We start from the raw sequence: 15696 nt of genomic DNA, 5'->3' as shown, positions 1-15696 counted from the left end.
CACCGCCGGGGCTACGGGTTCAGTTCGTCATCCGGCCAGTATTTATAGCCATTGACCATCGCCTGGGCGGCCAGCCCCTTGTCGGTGATTTCATAGACGTTCACTTTTGACGGCAGCGAGGAGGTGTCCTTCGCTACGCCGTTCGCGGAGGCGGCGATCGGCGCGATGCCTTTGTCATCATATTTCGCCGCGGCGTTCGCATCGGCGCCGACCATATATCCCTGGCGGATAAAGTGATCCAGGGCCGCTTTATCATGGAAGACCAGCACCGTGCGCTGCTGCTTGATCCCTATTCCCAGACCGGCGCCGCCCTGGGCCATTTTCATATAGGTGTCCTTCCCGGAGGCCTTATCCCGCACCACGCCGTAGCCGCTGCCAAATCCGAACAGCAGGATCTTGCTGCTGTTATTGGCGAATACCGCATAACCCTTCGCATGCTGAATATCGCTGCGGGCCTCGGGCTGCAGGGTGTAAAGTTTATTGAGGGTTTCGTTGCGCATCTTCTGAATGCTGGCCCGCTGCTGGCTGGCGGTATCGCCCTGCGCGCTGCAGCCCGCCAGCGCGGTCATGGCGACGAGGAAAAGCGTCTGTAATTTCATCGAAATCTTTTTATTTAAATCTGAATATGGCCGGGGATGGTAGGGTAAATAATGGTTAATTCTCCATAAAATAAACGTTTATTTTTAAACTTCGCCGTTTTTAATGCTTATTACACTGTTGTGAGCGCATTATTAAATAAGATGCCGCCATCGCCGGTATTAGAAATCCTGCTTGCATAAAGTTTTCACCACGATACCGTGTTAAGTCCTTACGATATTTCCCGGAGAGCGGCATGAGTGATTATGTAATTCCAGAAATTAAAGCGACGGAAGCGGAAATGATTTCTCTGCGTCATTATTTACATGCCAATCCGGAATTAAGTCTGGAAGAGTTTAATACCAGCGAACTGGTTGCCGGCAAGCTGACCGAGTGGGGCTACCAGGTGACGCGCGGCCTCGGCAAGACCGGGGTGGTCGGCAGCCTGAGCAAAGGCGACTCGCCGCGCACCATCGGCCTGCGCGCCGATATGGACGCTCTGCCGATTCATGAAACCACTGGTTTACCCTGGGCCAGCACGGTGTCGGGGAAAATGCACGCCTGCGGTCATGACGGTCATACCACCATTCTGCTGGCGGCGGCGAAATATATCGCCTCGCCGGCCTGTCAGTTCAACGGCACGGTGCATCTGATTTTTCAGCCGGCGGAAGAGGCTATCGGCGGCGCCGATTTAATGATTAAAGACGGCCTGTTTGAGCAGTTCCCCTGCGAACGCATTTTCGGTCTGCACAACATGCCGGGGCTGCCGGTGGGCAAGCTGGGCTTCTACGCCGGTAACTTTATGGCCTCGGCGGACACCGTCAAAATCACCCTTACCGGCTACGGCGGCCACGGCGCCCATCCGGAGCGCACCGTCGACCCGATCGTCGCCGGCGCGGCGCTGGTGATGGCTCTGCAGAGCATCGTGGCGCGCAACGTGCCGCCGGGCGAAACGGCGGTGGCCAGCGTCGGCACCTTCCAGGCCGGTATCGCCTCCAACGTTATTCCGGAGAGCGTGGTGATGGAGCTCAGCGTGCGGGCGATGAAGCCGGAAATCCGCGACCTGCTGATCAAACGTATTCACGAGCTCAGCGAATTTACCGCCAAAAGCTATGGCGCCAGCAGCGCAGTAGAGGTTTACGACTCCTACCCGGTATTAACCAACAGCCCCGAAGAGACTGATTTCGCCCGGGCGCTGGCGCTGGAGGTGTTTGGTCGCGAGGGGGTGCTGGAGTCGGTCTCGCCGATGAACGCCAGCGAGGACTTCGCCTTTATGCTGCGCGAACGTCCGGGCTGCTACTTCCTGCTGGGCAACGGCGAGCAGGGGGAGAAGGGCGGCTGCATGGTGCATAACCCCGGCTACGACTTCAACGATGACATTATCACCACCGGCGCGACGCTGTTCGCCCGCCTGGTGGAAAAGCACTGCCGTTAACCTCTGGAGAAGAACTGGAATGAAAAAATCACTGTTGCTATGGCTGGCGTTAATGGCGTCGACGTCGGCGCTGGCCGACGGGGGAAAGGCGATCCGCTTCGGCGTCGACCCGACCTTCGCGCCGTTTGAATGGAAGGATCCGCAGGGCAAGCTGGCGGGGTTTGATATCGATCTAGGCAACGCCATTTGCCAGCAGCTGCAGGCGAAATGCGTGTGGGTGGAAAGCAATTTCGACGGCATTATCCCGGCGCTGAAGGCGCGGAAATTCGACGCCATCCTTTCCGGGATGTACATGACCGAGAAGCGTAAAGCGCAGATTGCCTTTAGCGACAAGCTGTATAACGGGCCGGTGTTTCTCGTGGCGCGTAAAAATACCCTGCAAGGCAATACGCCGGCGCAGCTGAAGGGCAAAACCATCGGCGTCGAGCAGGGTTCGGCGCAGGAGACTTACGTCAATCAGCACTGGCGTCCGCAGGGGATCAACATTGTGGCCTACCAGGGGGCCGATAGCGTGGTGCGCGATCTGGAGTCCGGGCGCATCGACGGCGCGGTGCTTTCCGGGATGATGGCCGACTACAGCTTCCTGCAGCAGCCGCAGGGTAAGGCATTCACCTTTGTCGGCGGCCATCTGCAGGATGATACGCTGTTTGGCGCCGGCGCGGCGATCGGCTTGCGTAAAGACGATGAGGCGCTGCGTCAGGAAATAAACGGCGCGATTGCGAAGATCCTTGCCGACGGCACCTATAAAAAATTAGCCAGCAAATATTTTAGCTTTGATGTTTATTCCGGGACATAATGTCTGAGTGTACCCGCGGGCAAGGATCGCCCGCCGTAAGATTCCTTTTCTGATTATCCAATCGACCTCCTCTCCTGACCCCTGTGGTTACCTGAGGGAAGCAGAATATAAGCTAAGGAGTACTCGGCATGATGACACGTCCCTTGGGCAAAACCGGATTTTCCATCGCCCCGTTAGTGTTTGGCGGTAACGTCTTTGGCTGGACCATTGATGAAAAAACCAGTTTTGCCCTTCTTGATGCTTTTGTTGACCATGGTTTTGACGCTATCGACACGGCGGATGTTTATTCCCGCTGGGCGGAGGGCAACCAGGGCGGCGAATCCGAAACCATTATCGGCCGCTGGCTGCAGGCGCGTCCCGGCATGCGCGATAAGGTCAAAATCTTCACTAAAGTCGGCTCCGATCTCGGCCTTCCTGGCCATAAGGGACTCAGCAAAGCCTGGATCCAGCAGGCGGTAGACGACTCCCTGCGCCGCCTTAATACCGACTACATCGACCTCTACTTTTCCCACTGGCCGGATCCGCAAACTCCGGTAGCGGAAACGCTGGAGGCTTTCCACAGCCTGCAGCAGGCGGGGAAAATTCGCGCGATGGGGGCCTCTAACCTCGATGCGATGCAGCTGGCGGGGGCGCTGGAGGTGGCGCGCAAGGGCGGCTTGCCTGCCTGGCAGGTGCTGCAGCCGGAATATAACCTCTACCACCGCTCCGCCTTTGAAGGCGCGCTGTGCGATCTCTGCGTCAGCCGTGATATCGGGGTGGTGACCTACTACAGCCTGGCCTCGGGGTTCTTAACCGGTAAGTACCGTCAGCCGTCGGATCTGGCGCAGAGTCAGCGCGGAGGGGGGATTGGTAAGTACCTGAATCCGCGCGGGATGCGGATTATCGATACCCTGGTGGCGGTCGCGGACGAGCTGGGGGCGAAGCCGGCGGAAGTGGCCCTGGCGTGGCTGATCGGCCGCGAAGGGGTGACCGCGCCGATCGCCAGCGCCACCAGCGTGGCCCAGGTGGAAAGTTTTGCCCGCGCGGCGGCGCTGAGCCTGAGCGCGGAGCAGGTGGCGCGGCTGGACAGCGCCAGCGCCTGAGTCACTCCCTCTTCCCGGCGGGGAGAGGGGGAAGGGCTATAAATGGCGCGGGCCGCAGGCCGGGTAAGGCGTAGCCGGCACCCGGCATAAAAGCGGCTCTGTGCCTGCTGTCATCGCCCGGTGGCGCTGCGCTTACCGGGCCTACGAGGTATGAGCCAGTGAGAGGACCCTGTAGGCCGGGTAAGGCGTAGACGCCACCCGGCAAAATAACGGCACAACCGGAAATATCTTGTTCGCACTGCGCCTGGCAGGGCTACAACTTCTATGTTAATTCCGGGCAGATTGCGCTCCCGGTTAATTTTCTGCGCTATGTCTCTTATGGCGGTGGGAGCGCACAGGGGGCGGCCAGTCGCCGCCGCCCCCTGTACCCCCGGGCTCCGGCCAGCAAAATCGCCGCTGCGTGGTCCCTTCGACTTATCCCTGCAGGCTTCGGGTCGGGCCGAGGCAGCGTCCATGCAAAACACGGCCCTCAGCCCGCATCCATGCGGGCTGCCCCGGCCTTCCGGGAACGTCTCAGCGATTTTGAGGCTGTCAGCACCGGCAGTTTCAGCAACAATGGTGAATAAATTAACGGCAGGTCGTACGAACGTAGGCCGGGTCAGGCGCAGCCGCCACCCGGCATAAAAGCGGCTCCGTGCCCGCTGTCATCGCCCGGCGGCGCTGCGCTTGCACGGGCCTACGGGGTGTGAGCCTGTGAGTGGACCCTGTAGGCCGGGTAAGGCGTAGCCGCCACCCGGCATAAAAGCGGCTCCGTACCCGCTGTCATCGCCCGGTGGCGCTGCGCTTGCCGGGCCTACGAGGTATGAGCCTGTGAGAGGGAACTGTAGGCCGGGTAAGGCGCAGCCGCCACCCGGCATAAAAGCGGCTCCGTACCCGCTGTCATCGCCCGGTGGCGCTGCGCTTACCGGGCCTACGAGGTGTCAGCCAGTGAGAGGACCCTCCAGGCCGGGTAAGGCGCAGCCGCCACCCGGCAAAATAACGGCACAACCGGAAATATCTTGTTCGCACTGCGCCTGGCAGGGCTACAACTTCTATGTTAATTCCGGGCAGATTGCGCTCCCGGTTAATTTTCTGCGCTATGTCTCTTATGGCGCAGGGAGCGCACAGGGGGCGGCCAGTCGCCGCCGCCCCCTGTACCCCCGGGCTCCGGCCAGCAAAATCGCCACTGCGTGGTCCCTTCGACTTATCCCTGCAGGCTTCGGGTCGGGCCGAGGCAGCGTCCATGCAAAACACGGCCCTCAGCCCGCATCCATGCGGGCTGCCCCGGCCTTCCGGGAACGTCTCAGCGATTTTGAGGCCGTCAGCACCGGCAGTTTCAGCAACAATGGTGAATAAATTAACGACAGGTCGTAAGAACGTAGGCCGGGTAAGGCGCAGCCGCCACCCGGCAACATGACGGGTATCGAGCCTGATATCTTGCCCGGCGGCGCTGCGCTTGCCGGGCCTGCGATGTGTCAGCCTGTGAGAGGACCCCGTAGGCCGGGTAAGGCGCAGCCGCCACCCGGCAATATGGCGGGCATGGCGCCTGAAAGCGTGCCCGACGGCGCCCCTTTATTCCTGATGGCGGGTGATGTTGAGGATCTTCGCGCTGGCGCCGACCGGGAAATTGCTGAGGGCGCCGAAGTCGCTGCCCTGATAGCCCATGATCTTGCCGTCGGTGCGCATTTGCTGAAGATCGATCAGGATCACCCCCAGCGTCGGAATGATTTTCTCGCGCCAGACAAACAGATAGAGATCCTCCGCCACCAGCACATAGTGGCAGCGGTCGACATCCGCCAGCCCCTTTTCCACGCCGTCCAGACACTGCCAGGCGTAAAAATTATCGTTGAGATAGATGTGCTCATAGCGCTCGGTCGGGCTGTAGGTGTACTGATTGCGCATGCCGACCAGCGCAGGAGTAAAGCCCGGCAGCGGCCCCGGCTGCGCATCCAGGCGGGCGAAGACAAAGCGCGCTTCTACCGCGGTCAGCGGCAGGCCTCGCTCCACCCGGCTGAAGGCGTCCAGCCGCGCGGCGGCTTCGTCCGGCAGCTGGCCATAGACCAGGGTAGCGTTGCGCTGCGTCAGGTTGCATACCGCGCTGATGCTGGCGTTATCCCGCTCCGGGTCAAGGAAGTCGATAAACAGAATATCCGGGCGCAGGGCGGTCGCCCGCCAGGGAGCGCGCGTGCCGTTCCAGCTTAGCGTCTGCTCATCTTCGATGATCAGCTGCTGCGGCTCGCTCCCGGCGACATAAAAGGTAAAGCGCTCGCCTGCGGGCAGGCTGGCGGTGGCGAGTACATTACCGTGTGGCGCAAAACCATCGGCCAGCGCGCCGACCTGGATAAATACGGCTTCTGAAGTCATAGGGGCTCCTGAACAGAGTAGGGCGTTAGGCAAACGCCAGAGTGGGAACATCGACGATACTGGCGCCGCCGTCGGCGACCAGCGTAGCGCCGCTGATGATGGCGGCCTGCGGTGAACAGAGAAACTGACAGACCTCGGCTATCTCCTCGGGGCTGGCGGGTCGGCGCAGCGGAACGTCGCGACAGACCCGCTGATACGCCTCAGTCAGCGACAACCCTTCCGCCTGCATCAGCGGGAGCATCTCTTCATCCGCCATCGGCGTGGTGACCCAGCCGGGGCAGACGGCGTTGGCGCGCACTCCCTGCGGGCCGTAATCGCGGGCGACGGAGCGCATCAGGCCGATTAAGGCGTGTTTGGCGGTGACGTAGCCGCAGGCCTGCGGACCGGCGGCCAGCGAGGCGATGGAGGCGACAAACAGCACGTTGCCGCGGCGGGCAATCAGCGAGGGCAGGCAGGCGCGAACGCTGGCGAAGGCGCTGGTGAGATTGCCGTCCAGCGCCTCGCGCCACTGGCGGTCGCTGGTATCGGCGGCGGGGCTGTTGCCCATCCCGCCGGCGCTGCAGATGAGGACATCAATACCGCCGGCCTGGTCGAGAATGGCCGGCAGCAGCCGGTGGCGCCACGCCTCGCCGTCGGCGGCATCGCCCATCAGCGCCGTGGCGCCGGTCTCATCGGCGACCGCCCGCAATGGCGCCTCGCGCCGTCCGGTAATAAACACCCGGTCGCCCGCGGCGCGCATCAGCCGCGCGCAGGCGGCGCCAATTCCGGTTCCGCCGCCGGTGATCACCACGACTCTCGCCATTCGCTCTCTCCTGTAAGGGGGTTTCCGGTTACCTTAAAAAGCGCGCCAGCTCCCGGATATCGCCCGGAAGAACGATAGCCGGGTCGGTTAATGGAGCTCGCTCACCGGGATCGCCTGCGGCGCCGGAACCGGCTTCATGGTGGCGGGGTCGACCGCCAGATAGCGTCCGGTCTTGCTGTCGATGCCGACGTAATCGATCATTTTGCCCTGCGCCCGGGTGACCATGGTGCGTCTGGCGAACGCCTCGTAGGCTTCACTCATCGCTTTGACCCGATCGGGGTGTTGGGCCGCGACGTCATGAGTTTCCAGCGGATCGTCGTGCAGATTAAACAGCTGCCACGGCGCGTCGCCGGCGGTGAAGCCCCGAGGCACCAGCCGCCGCAGCTTCCATTCGCCATCGACCCACGCCGCCTGATGATGCAGCTCGACGCCGTAGTTCCCGCGCGGCGGCTGCTGCACTTCGCCGGTGAGATAGCGCTTAAAGCTGACGCCGATCATCGGCAGCACCGGCTTCTTCGCCAGCGATTTGTTCGGGTCGATACCGGCGAATTCATACAGGGTCGGCGCCACGTCATACACCGCCATCGTCGAGGCGTCGATTTTACCGTGGCGGGTAATCCCGGGGCCGGCGATCATAAAGTCGGTGTTAATGCCGCCCTGAGCGCTGGTGGTTTTGTGATAGTTGGCGTAAGGGGCGTTGCTGACGTTGGCCCAGTGCGGGCCATAGGAGACAAACGAGCCTTTGCGGCCAACGTTGTCATAGCTGTTGTCAAACTGCTTCCAGAATTCCGGGGTGGATTCGTAGTAGAAGCCCTGCGCCGGGTTGGCGCCGTTGTCGGTTAAGAACACCAGCAGGGTGTTTTTATCGCGACCGGTTTGCTTCAGCGTTTCCATCAGGGTGCCGATCTGCGCGTCCATATTGGCGATCATCGCCGCGTAGACCTGCATCACTTTCGCGGTATATTTCTGCTGCTCCGGGGTCAGCGCGTCCCACTCTTTATCCAGCTCAAGGTGCGGGAGCGGGGTGTTGTCATGGATAATCCCCAGCGCTTTCAGGCGGGCGATACGCTGGCGATAGACCTCGGCGTAGCCCTGCTCATACTGGCCTTTGAAGCGCTTGATCCATTCGTCAGGCGCCTGCAGCGGGTCGTGCGGGGCGGTAAAGGCCAGCCAGGCGAAGACCGGTTGTTCCTGCGGCGTGTCTTTAATCCAGCTGTTCATCTGCCGGGCGTAGGCCTCGCTGGAGTAGAAATCGTCCGGCAGGGAGACGCGCTCGCCGTCGCGGGTGTAGTAGGTGTGAAACGCTTCAACGGTACCCAGCGGAATAGCGTCGTTAAAATGGCTGGTGCCGCCGCCCATAAAGGCGAAAGCGTGGTTAAAGCCGCGGTCCTTCGGCGTGGCGCCGGGAACAAAACCAAGGTGCCACTTGCCGGCCATCAGAGTGTTATACCCCGCGTCTTTAAAGCGCTCGGCCATGGTGGTGACGCGGTCGGTCAGCCGCAGCTCGTAGCCCTCCTTGCCAATAGTGCTGTCATACCACCACATGCCGCCCATCCCGGCCTGCTGGTTGCTGTTGCCGGTAAGCAGCATGGAGCGCGCCGGGGCCGACATCGGCGAGGTGTAATACTGGCTCATGCGCATCCCCTGCTCGGCCATCGCCTGCAGGTTGGGGGTGGGGATCTCGCCGCCGAAGGGGCTAATGTCCGAGTAGCCCATATCATCGGCGATAATGACGATGACGTTCGGACGCTCCTGCTGCGCGGCGTGCGCGCCGCCGGCGAGGATGACACTGACCGCCGCGGCCATGGCTGTTTTATTCACAACGGATTCTCCTGTTTCAAAGGGATAGCTTCAGAGCAACGGGCTACGCCGGATGCGCGGCCTCGACAAACGCGGCCCGCCAGGCTTGCAGTCCTTGAAGGTCGCGGGAAAAGGGGCGCACGGGCGCAAGAATTTCGCTAAAGAAGCGGTAGTAGCCGCCGCAGAGGCGGTTGTTGCCCGCGGCGTTGAGATGCGCCGGACAGCCGCCCTGGCAGACCATTTTGACCGCGCAGGTCTGGCATTCGCGGCGCAGGCTTTTCTGCTGACCGAAAGGCAGTTGCACCGAGGCGTCGACCGCGGCGGCGAGCGTCTGCTCATCGAGGCGGCCCAGCCGATGCTCGGCGTTGATCAGATGATCGCAGGCGTAGAGCTCTCCGTCGGGCTCCATCACCAGATTGCTGCCGCAGCGGGCGCTGTGCACGCAGCTGCCGCTGGTGTGGGTGAAGTACTGCGCCCACGCCTGCTCGATATTGATGACGAACACCCGCCCCTTGTCGCAGCGCTTCTGCCACTGCCGCCAGATGCCGACCATAAAACGCCCCCAGTTATCGGCGCTCAGCTGATAGCCCTCGCGCAGCGCTGCGCCTTCGCTCATCAGCGGCTGAAACTGCAGATAGCGCGCGCCGAGGCTGACCACCCGGTCATATATCGCCGCCGCGTGCGCCGCCATCTCGTTATGCACCACCACCAGCAGGTTAAACTCCACCTGATGCTGGTGGAGAAGGTCGATGCCGCGCAGCGCCGCCGGCCAGGTGGCCCGGCCGCGTTTATCCGGACGATGCTGGTCCTGTAGCGTTTCGCTGCCTTCGAGGCTCAAGCCGATAATAAAGCAATGCTCGCGAAACAGCCGGCACCAGGCGTCGTTGATCAGCGTGCCGTTGGTCTGCAGGCTGTTGCTGATGGTGACGCCGTCGGGGGCATAACGCGCCTGCAGGGCGAGCGCTTTTTTGTAGAAGCTCAGACCGGCCAGCAGCGGCTCACCGCCCTGCCAGACAAAGTTGATTTCCCGCGCGCCGGCGGGCTGGGCGGCGATATAGCGGCGGATAAACTGCTCCAGCCGCGCCTCGTCCATCTTGTTGACCGGCGTTTCATCCTGTGGGTAATAGCAGTAGCGGCAGGCGAGATTGCAGGCGGGGCCAATCGGCTTCATCAGAATATGAAACGGCACCGGCGAGCGCGGCTCAGCGGCCAGCGGAATTTGCTGCTGGCGCAGGGCGGCGATATTCAGCATCGGCTTATCCTCAGTTAATGACCGGCGCTGTTGATATTATTTTGGCAACAGCGGGTCAGGCGTAATCACATGATTAAGCCGCGGCGAAAATTAATTGCATCCTGTTAGAGGTATAAGTGAAAAAAAACAGAAATCCATCGTTCTTAAGGATGAGAGAGACGCGTCCGGGATAGGGTTTTTTTATCACCAGGGGCCTGTCCGCCGGGTGTTAATCTTTTTTGTTTATGTTTTAACGCCGCTATAGTAAAGCATGGCGGTGTGTTTTTTAAATGCTTTATATAACAATGGATTGCTGAAAATTTTGTAACGGCTATCACACTGTTAATATGTTAATGATTGTGTTACTTAAATGTGAAATGTATGCTTCAATAATCGGTAGTCATTCATGTGTCATGTTCCAGCACCTCGACGGGGAGGCCCTATCATGTCTGCTTTGTTAAAAGCCAGCCGTAATGATGCGATAATAGCCCGTTGTTTACAGACTATTTCCCAGTTAATTCCACTGTCTTCGGCGGTATTTTATCGAGTAAATAATCGGTTAAAACCCGAAAACTATATATTGCATAATATTTCTGATAATACGCACCAACAATATCTGGAAAACTTCCAGCCGCTGGATCCGTTGCTGCCGTCGCGCTTTAGCCACCAGAACACCACCATGGCGGCGATGACGCCGCGGCTCTGCGACCGCAACCGGCATTATTATCATGAATTTATGTTGCCGAATAATGTGCGCGACATGACCGAGATCTTTATTCGCCGCGAGCGGCGGATCGTCGCCGGTATCTCGCTGATGCGCGACGTGCCTTTCTCCAGCGAAGAGCGTCATCGGGCCCAGGCGGTGCTGCCGCTGGTGGAGCTGGCGATCCGCGACTGCCTGCAGGACGAAGATGACCTGCCCGCCATCCTGACGGCCAAAGAGCGGGAAATCGTCGGCATGGTGCGCGAAGGGGCCAGCAATAAGCTGATTGCCCGCCGGCTGGATATCTCGCTCTCGACGGTGAAAACGCACCTGCGCAATATTTTTGCCAAGACCGAAGTGGTCAATCGTACTGAACTCGTTTCCCGAACCTGGATGCCGGCCGCTCAGCGTACGCTGCATCTGTGATCTGACTATCGCATCCCGCGCGCGCCGTGGCAGCACGGCGTTTTCCTGATGCCTGTGGGTATCACTCCCTGGAGACCCCTCCGGGGGGAGGCTTTTTTGACCGGAGCACGCCCTACGATGTCGAGTACCCCTCTCACTGATCATGCGCTTTCCCGGCCCGCCGGGCTGGTTGTGTCCCTGCGTTTGCTGGCGGCGATTGTGATTTTCGCCGCTATTGCGCCGGGTATTCTGATGACCGCGCCGGCGGTGGCGGCGCAGCTGGCCAGCGAATGGCAGCTAAAACCCGGCCAGATCGGCTGGTTGTTCTCGGCGGAACTGGGGGCGATGAGCCTGGCGACGCTGCCGGCGTGGTGGTGGATGAGTCGCCTCGACTGGCGGCGGGTCGCCCTGACGGCCGGGGTCGTGTTTCTGACAGCCAATCTCGCCTCGGCGGCGGTGACCCAGTATGAGACGCTGCTGGCGGTGCGCTTTCTCGCCTCGCTGGCCGGCGGCACGCTGATGATTCTGTGCATCAGCTGCGCGGCGGGAACCTCGAACCCGTCGCGAGTCTACGCCTTCTGGGTGCTTGGGCAACTGCTGCTGGGGATGCTTGGCCTGCTGGTGCTGCCCGGGCTGTTTGCCAGCTTTGGCCTCAAGGTGGTCTATCTGATCCTCGCCGCCATTATGCTCTGCTGCCTGCCGCTGGTGTCGGCTTTCCCGCCGCGCTTTCAACCGTTGTCCGCCTCGCGCCAGCAGCCGCCGACGGCGCTGTGGCGTCAGGCGCTGGCGGTCCTCGCGGTGCTGACCTTCTATATCAGCCTTAGCGCGGTGTGGACTTTTATCGGCACCCTCGGCGCGGCGGCGGGCCTGAGCCCGACGCAGGTCGGCCTGGTGCTGGCGGCGGCGACGGTCTGCGGCATTATCGGCGCGGGGGGCGCGGCCCTGCGCGGCACCCGGCGGGCCGATCGTTTGCCGGTGTGGCTGGGCTACGGCCTGCTGATCCTCAGCGTCGGGCTGCTGATCGGCCAGCCGCTGCTGGCGCGCTACGCCATCGCGGCGCTGCTGTTTAAGTTCACCTGGACCTTCGTACTGCCCTTTATTCTCGCCCGCGTCGCCGGGCTCGATAACAACGGCCGGCTGATGAACAGCATTAATCTGGTGATCGGCGGCGGCATGGCGGCCGGTCAAGCATTAGCCGGGGCTTTACTGCAGCATTTTGCCAGCGCCGATCCGCTGCTGCTGGCGGCAGGGGGCTGCGCACTGCTGTCACTGATTTTGATTGCGGCGGCGTCGGCCGCCGGCAAAGGCTTAGCCAACGGGAGGATAGAGTGAAAAGAAAAACCGGTTTCTTCTTTGATGAACGTTGTTTCTGGCACAGTACCGGTCTGCACGCGGTGACGCTGCCGGTGGGCGGGTGGGTGCAACCGCCCGCCGGCGGCGGTCATGCCGAATCGCCGGAGACCAAACGGCGGATGAAAAACCTGATGGACGTCTCCGGGCTGACGCCGCAGCTGGCGCTGCGCAGCGCGGCGCCGGCAAGCCTTGCGGACCTGCGGCGGATCCATCCCGACAGCTATCTTGAGCGCTTCAAGGCGATAAGCGATAACGGCGGCGGCATGCTGGGCAAAGAGGCGCCGTTGGGGCCGGGCAGTTATGAAATCGCCTGTCTCTCCGCCGGACTGGCCTGCGCGGCGGTGGAAGCGGTGCTGAAGGGCGAGCTGGATAATGCCTATTCGCTGTCGCGGCCGCCTGGACACCACTGCCTGCCGGACCAGTCGATGGGCTTCTGTTTCCTCGCCAATATTCCGATTGCCGTCGAGCGGGCGAAAGCGCTGCTGGGGCTCGGCAAGGTGGCGATCATTGACTGGGACGTTCATCACGGCAACGGTACCCAGCATATCTACCTGCAGCGCGACGACGTGCTGACCATCTCCTTGCATCAGGACGGTTGCTTCCCACCCGGTTATGCCGGTGAGGACGATCGCGGCGCTGGCGCGGGCGAAGGTTACAACATCAATATTCCGCTACTGGCCGGGGCGGGGGACGACAGCTGGCGCTATGCGCTGGAAACCATCGTTATTCCGGCGCTGGCGCGCTTTGAGCCGGAGCTGATTATCATCGCCTGCGGCTATGATGCCAACGCCATGGACCCGCTGGCGCGGATGCAGCTGCACAGTGACAGCTTCCGGGCGATGACCGGGCTGGTGCAGCAGGCGGCGGATCGTCTGTGCGGCGGGAAACTGGTGATGGTGCACGAGGGCGGCTACGCCGAATCCTACGTGCCGTTCTGCGGTCTGGCGGTGATGGAGGCCCTGAGCGGCATTCGCACCGCGGTCCAGGATCCGCTGCTGGAATTTATTCAGCAGCAGCAGCCGCGGGCGGAGTTTGCGCAGTTCCAGAGGCAGGCCATCGATCGGCTGGCGCAACGGTTTGGCCTGCAGTAAACCGGCTCAGCTTCCCCGCTGTGATGGCGGGGAAGGAAATGCTTTCTCATCTACGATTTCACCGCGCATCCACTGACTGACTGCCTGATCGATCATCGCCAGCACGCTGAGCAGCAGCATCCGCTGCTGCGCTTCCAGCCGCAGATAGCGGCGCAGCGGCGGCATTTTACAGACCACTTCGCTGGCGGCCCAGGGTTCAATACTGCAGCGCCAGCCGTTACCGTCAAAGGTCAACGAAAAGCGGCGGTAGTCCAGTTCGCTTAGGGTCTGCTGGAGATTAGGAAACCCGTTGAGATAGCCGGCGAGTTCCTCGCTGCCTTTGCCGCCGATAAAGCGGATCGGCTGGCGTTTCCACCAGCCGGATTGATGGGCGCGAATGTGACCGCGCACGGGCCGGGTGACCGGCCCTGCGACGACAAATTCGCAGCTGTGAATGCTGGCCATAAACAGCCGCTTCTGACGCACGCTGAAGGTGACGGCGGTGGCGTCGTTCAATCGCAGCAGCGCGCTGCGCTCGCTCAGCTTTTCGCAGGGCCAGCCGGCCAGATCGCGCTGCACCGCGTTCATTAACGGCGTCTCAAACCAGGGGACGGAGGACATCTGGCGTCATCTCCCCGCGGGTCTGTTTTTCGTAGTTGCTGATGGCGCGGTCGACCACCTCTTCCACCACCAGCGGCTTGAACGGATTGACGCGCTGTACGCACACCGTCCAGAACAGGGCGTAGGCGGCGGTCAGGCCGAGCATAATGCCGAACGGCACCAGCACCTGGCGGCTGTCCATCCCCGGCGGGGTGATATTGACGATAGCGATGATAATTCCGACGCTGGAGATAATCTGCGGCAGCGGGAACCACGGCGAGCGGTAGGCGCGCGGCAGGTCCGGGCGGCGAATGCGCAGCATCACCACCGACAGAGTAACCAGCAGATAGGCGACGCCCCAGGCGCAGACCGCGGCGAGGATCAGCGGCACGATGCGGTCCAGATCGCCGTTCAGATACCAGGCGTGCAGGCAGGGGATCGCCACCCCGATGGCGATGGCGATCACCGGCGTTTTAAAGCGCGGATGCAGCCAGGTCAGGAAGCGGGGCAGCGCGCCGTCCAGCGCCATACCGTAAATAATGCGCGGTACCGCGGCCATCAGCGTATTGATGGTGGCGCAGCCCGCCAGCAGCAGCCCGACCCCCAGCCAGTACTGGCCGGCGTGGCCCATCACCCGCTCGGCAAAGGCCGGGATCGCCATCGGCGTATCCAGCAGATGGACGTTGTTGGCCGCGTCGAGCACGGTGTTCTCCACCTGGCGGTTGATCGCCGCCCCGTAGATAAACATGCAGCTGGCGACCCCCAGCAGGCCCAGCGCCATCGCCCGCGGAATGGTACGGTGAGCCTGTTTGATCTCCGGCGCCATCGGCGTCACCAGTTCGCAACCGACGAACATAAACATCGCCATGCCGATATAGCCGAACAGGCCATGGATATCGCTGACGTTCAGCGGCGTGCCGAACCAGCCGGAAAGATGGGTGACCGGCGCCATAAAAATGCCGCACAGGCCGAAAATGGTCAGCGTGGTCCACATGCCGAAGGTCAGCACCACTTCGACCTTGCCGAAGATTTCCACGCCGATGGCGTTCAACAGGCCGAAAACCACCACCATGCCGACGCCCACCATCCAGGTGTTCTGGTGAGCGGCCATCTGGGCGTTGATCGATTCGAAGTTCACCAGCGCCATAATGCCGGCCAGGATCGTCTCCGCCGTCCCGGCGAAAATATGCACGATCAGATAGGCGCACAGCGCGCCGGTGATGGCGAAGAAGCGTCCCATGCCGCAGGAGATATAGTCGTACACCGAACCGGTGGTGGGAATGAGCGTCGCCGCCTCGGCAAAGGTGGTGACCTGCGCCTGCATCATAATAAAGGCCAGCAGCACCGCCAGCGCGAAGGTATCACCGCCCATGCCGAAGCCGCTGGTCACCGTCAGGATCACCGGGCTGGCCATAATCAGCCCGACGGAGCTGGCGAGAGTGGTCGGGAAGCCGACGACCCCGCGCTCAAGATGGCTGGCAAGTCTGTTACTAAACATAG

13 protein-coding genes are annotated in these 15696 nt (G+C 61.6%); 6 read left to right on the top strand and 7 right to left on the bottom strand.

Annotated features, from left to right (window positions below; genetic code table 11):
• Positions 1-11: 11 nt before the first annotated feature.
• A complete protein-coding gene (locus ACOI6Z_RS10780; protein WP_050533035.1) occupies positions 12-599 on the bottom strand; it encodes a YSC84-related protein in 588 nt (195 codons plus the stop codon).
• Between the two features lie 233 nt (positions 600-832).
• On the opposite strand from ACOI6Z_RS10780, the gene ACOI6Z_RS10775 reads away from it, so the two are divergent.
• The 3 genes from ACOI6Z_RS10775 (at position 833) to ACOI6Z_RS10765 (ending at position 3889) form a co-directional block, all read left to right on the top strand.
• Positions 833-2011 (top strand): M20 aminoacylase family protein, encoded by a 1179-nt coding sequence (locus tag ACOI6Z_RS10775; protein ID WP_420687294.1) that lies wholly within the window; start codon positions 833-835, stop codon positions 2009-2011.
• 19 nt (positions 2012-2030) lie between these two features.
• Entirely contained in the window at positions 2031-2807 is a 777-nt protein-coding gene (locus tag ACOI6Z_RS10770) for a lysine/arginine/ornithine ABC transporter substrate-binding protein (protein ID WP_032454773.1), read from the top strand.
• 128 nt (positions 2808-2935) lie between these two features.
• Entirely contained in the window at positions 2936-3889 is a 954-nt protein-coding gene (locus ACOI6Z_RS10765) for an aldo/keto reductase (protein WP_048296945.1), read from the top strand.
• Between the two features lie 1551 nt (positions 3890-5440).
• Here ACOI6Z_RS10765 and ACOI6Z_RS10760 read toward each other — a convergent pair.
• From ACOI6Z_RS10760 to ACOI6Z_RS10745, 4 genes are all read right to left on the bottom strand, one after another.
• A complete protein-coding gene (locus ACOI6Z_RS10760) occupies positions 5441-6232 on the bottom strand; it encodes a MoaF C-terminal domain-containing protein (protein WP_064157802.1) in 792 nt (263 codons plus the stop codon).
• Positions 6233-6257: 25 nt separating this feature from the next.
• Positions 6258-7034 (bottom strand): SDR family NAD(P)-dependent oxidoreductase, encoded by a 777-nt coding sequence (locus ACOI6Z_RS10755; RefSeq protein WP_064157801.1) that lies wholly within the window; start codon positions 7032-7034, stop codon positions 6258-6260.
• 87 nt (positions 7035-7121) lie between these two features.
• Positions 7122-8855 carry an arylsulfatase gene (locus tag ACOI6Z_RS10750; protein WP_023288708.1) on the bottom strand — a complete coding sequence of 578 codons (1734 nt, stop codon included), beginning with the start codon at positions 8853-8855 and terminating at the stop codon, positions 7122-7124.
• A gap of 43 nt (positions 8856-8898) precedes the next feature.
• Positions 8899-10086, bottom strand: a complete 1188-nt coding sequence (locus ACOI6Z_RS10745; protein ID WP_064157800.1) for an anaerobic sulfatase maturase — start codon at positions 10084-10086, stop codon at positions 8899-8901.
• A gap of 424 nt (positions 10087-10510) precedes the next feature.
• Between ACOI6Z_RS10745 and ACOI6Z_RS10740 the strand changes: the two genes are divergently transcribed.
• The 3 genes from ACOI6Z_RS10740 (at position 10511) to ACOI6Z_RS10730 (ending at position 13617) form a co-directional block, all read left to right on the top strand.
• Positions 10511-11194: a helix-turn-helix transcriptional regulator gene (locus ACOI6Z_RS10740; RefSeq protein WP_032454931.1), complete on the top strand. Its 684-nt coding sequence runs from the start codon at positions 10511-10513 to the stop codon at positions 11192-11194.
• Between the two features lie 117 nt (positions 11195-11311).
• Positions 11312-12505 (top strand): MFS transporter, encoded by a 1194-nt coding sequence (locus ACOI6Z_RS10735; protein ID WP_322355708.1) that lies wholly within the window; start codon positions 11312-11314, stop codon positions 12503-12505.
• The gene (locus ACOI6Z_RS10730) at positions 12502-13617 is read left to right on the top strand and encodes a class II histone deacetylase (protein WP_023288712.1); all 1116 of its coding nucleotides are present in this window, start codon (positions 12502-12504) and stop codon (positions 13615-13617) included. The genes ACOI6Z_RS10735 and ACOI6Z_RS10730 overlap by 4 nt, the downstream gene beginning before the upstream one ends.
• Before the next feature lie 6 nt (positions 13618-13623).
• Here the strand turns inward: ACOI6Z_RS10730 and ACOI6Z_RS10725 are convergent, their stop codons facing one another.
• Together ACOI6Z_RS10725 and ACOI6Z_RS10720 are read right to left on the bottom strand one after the other, a co-directional pair.
• Positions 13624-14217 carry a DUF3156 family protein gene (locus ACOI6Z_RS10725; RefSeq protein ID WP_064157798.1) on the bottom strand — a complete coding sequence of 198 codons (594 nt, stop codon included), beginning with the start codon at positions 14215-14217 and terminating at the stop codon, positions 13624-13626.
• Positions 14195-15694 (bottom strand): APC family permease, encoded by a 1500-nt coding sequence (locus tag ACOI6Z_RS10720; protein ID WP_032454960.1) that lies wholly within the window; start codon positions 15692-15694, stop codon positions 14195-14197. The genes ACOI6Z_RS10725 and ACOI6Z_RS10720 overlap by 23 nt, the downstream gene beginning before the upstream one ends.
• Positions 15695-15696 lie beyond the last annotated feature (2 nt).

The sequence above is a fragment of the Klebsiella sp. C239 genome, assembly GCF_048822715.1.
GTDB lineage: Bacteria > Pseudomonadota > Gammaproteobacteria > Enterobacterales > Enterobacteriaceae > Klebsiella > Klebsiella quasipneumoniae.
Note: the sequence above shows the minus strand (reverse complement) of the source record. Positions and strands in the feature narration are given on the sequence as shown.

What these genes read in the sequence shown, in the direction of transcription:
- ACOI6Z_RS10755 (WP_064157801.1), bottom strand. Translation starts at nt 7,034, where the DNA reads ATGGCGAGAGTCGTGGTGATCACCGGCGGCGGAACCGGAATTGGCGCC.
- ACOI6Z_RS10720 (WP_032454960.1), bottom strand. Translation starts at nt 15,694, where the DNA reads ATGTTTAGTAACAGACTTGCCAGCCATCTTGAGCGCGGGGTCGTCGGC.
- ACOI6Z_RS10775 (WP_420687294.1), top strand. Translation starts at nt 833, where the DNA reads ATGAGTGATTATGTAATTCCAGAAATTAAAGCGACGGAAGCGGAAATG.
- ACOI6Z_RS10735 (WP_322355708.1), top strand. Translation starts at nt 11,312, where the DNA reads ATGTCGAGTACCCCTCTCACTGATCATGCGCTTTCCCGGCCCGCCGGG.
- ACOI6Z_RS10780 (WP_050533035.1), bottom strand. Translation starts at nt 599, where the DNA reads ATGAAATTACAGACGCTTTTCCTCGTCGCCATGACCGCGCTGGCGGGC.
- ACOI6Z_RS10745 (WP_064157800.1), bottom strand. Translation starts at nt 10,086, where the DNA reads ATGCTGAATATCGCCGCCCTGCGCCAGCAGCAAATTCCGCTGGCCGCT.
- ACOI6Z_RS10765 (WP_048296945.1), top strand. Translation starts at nt 2,936, where the DNA reads ATGATGACACGTCCCTTGGGCAAAACCGGATTTTCCATCGCCCCGTTA.
- ACOI6Z_RS10740 (WP_032454931.1), top strand. Translation starts at nt 10,511, where the DNA reads ATGTCTGCTTTGTTAAAAGCCAGCCGTAATGATGCGATAATAGCCCGT.
- ACOI6Z_RS10760 (WP_064157802.1), bottom strand. Translation starts at nt 6,232, where the DNA reads ATGACTTCAGAAGCCGTATTTATCCAGGTCGGCGCGCTGGCCGATGGT.
- ACOI6Z_RS10770 (WP_032454773.1), top strand. Translation starts at nt 2,031, where the DNA reads ATGAAAAAATCACTGTTGCTATGGCTGGCGTTAATGGCGTCGACGTCG.
- ACOI6Z_RS10725 (WP_064157798.1), bottom strand. Translation starts at nt 14,217, where the DNA reads ATGTCCTCCGTCCCCTGGTTTGAGACGCCGTTAATGAACGCGGTGCAG.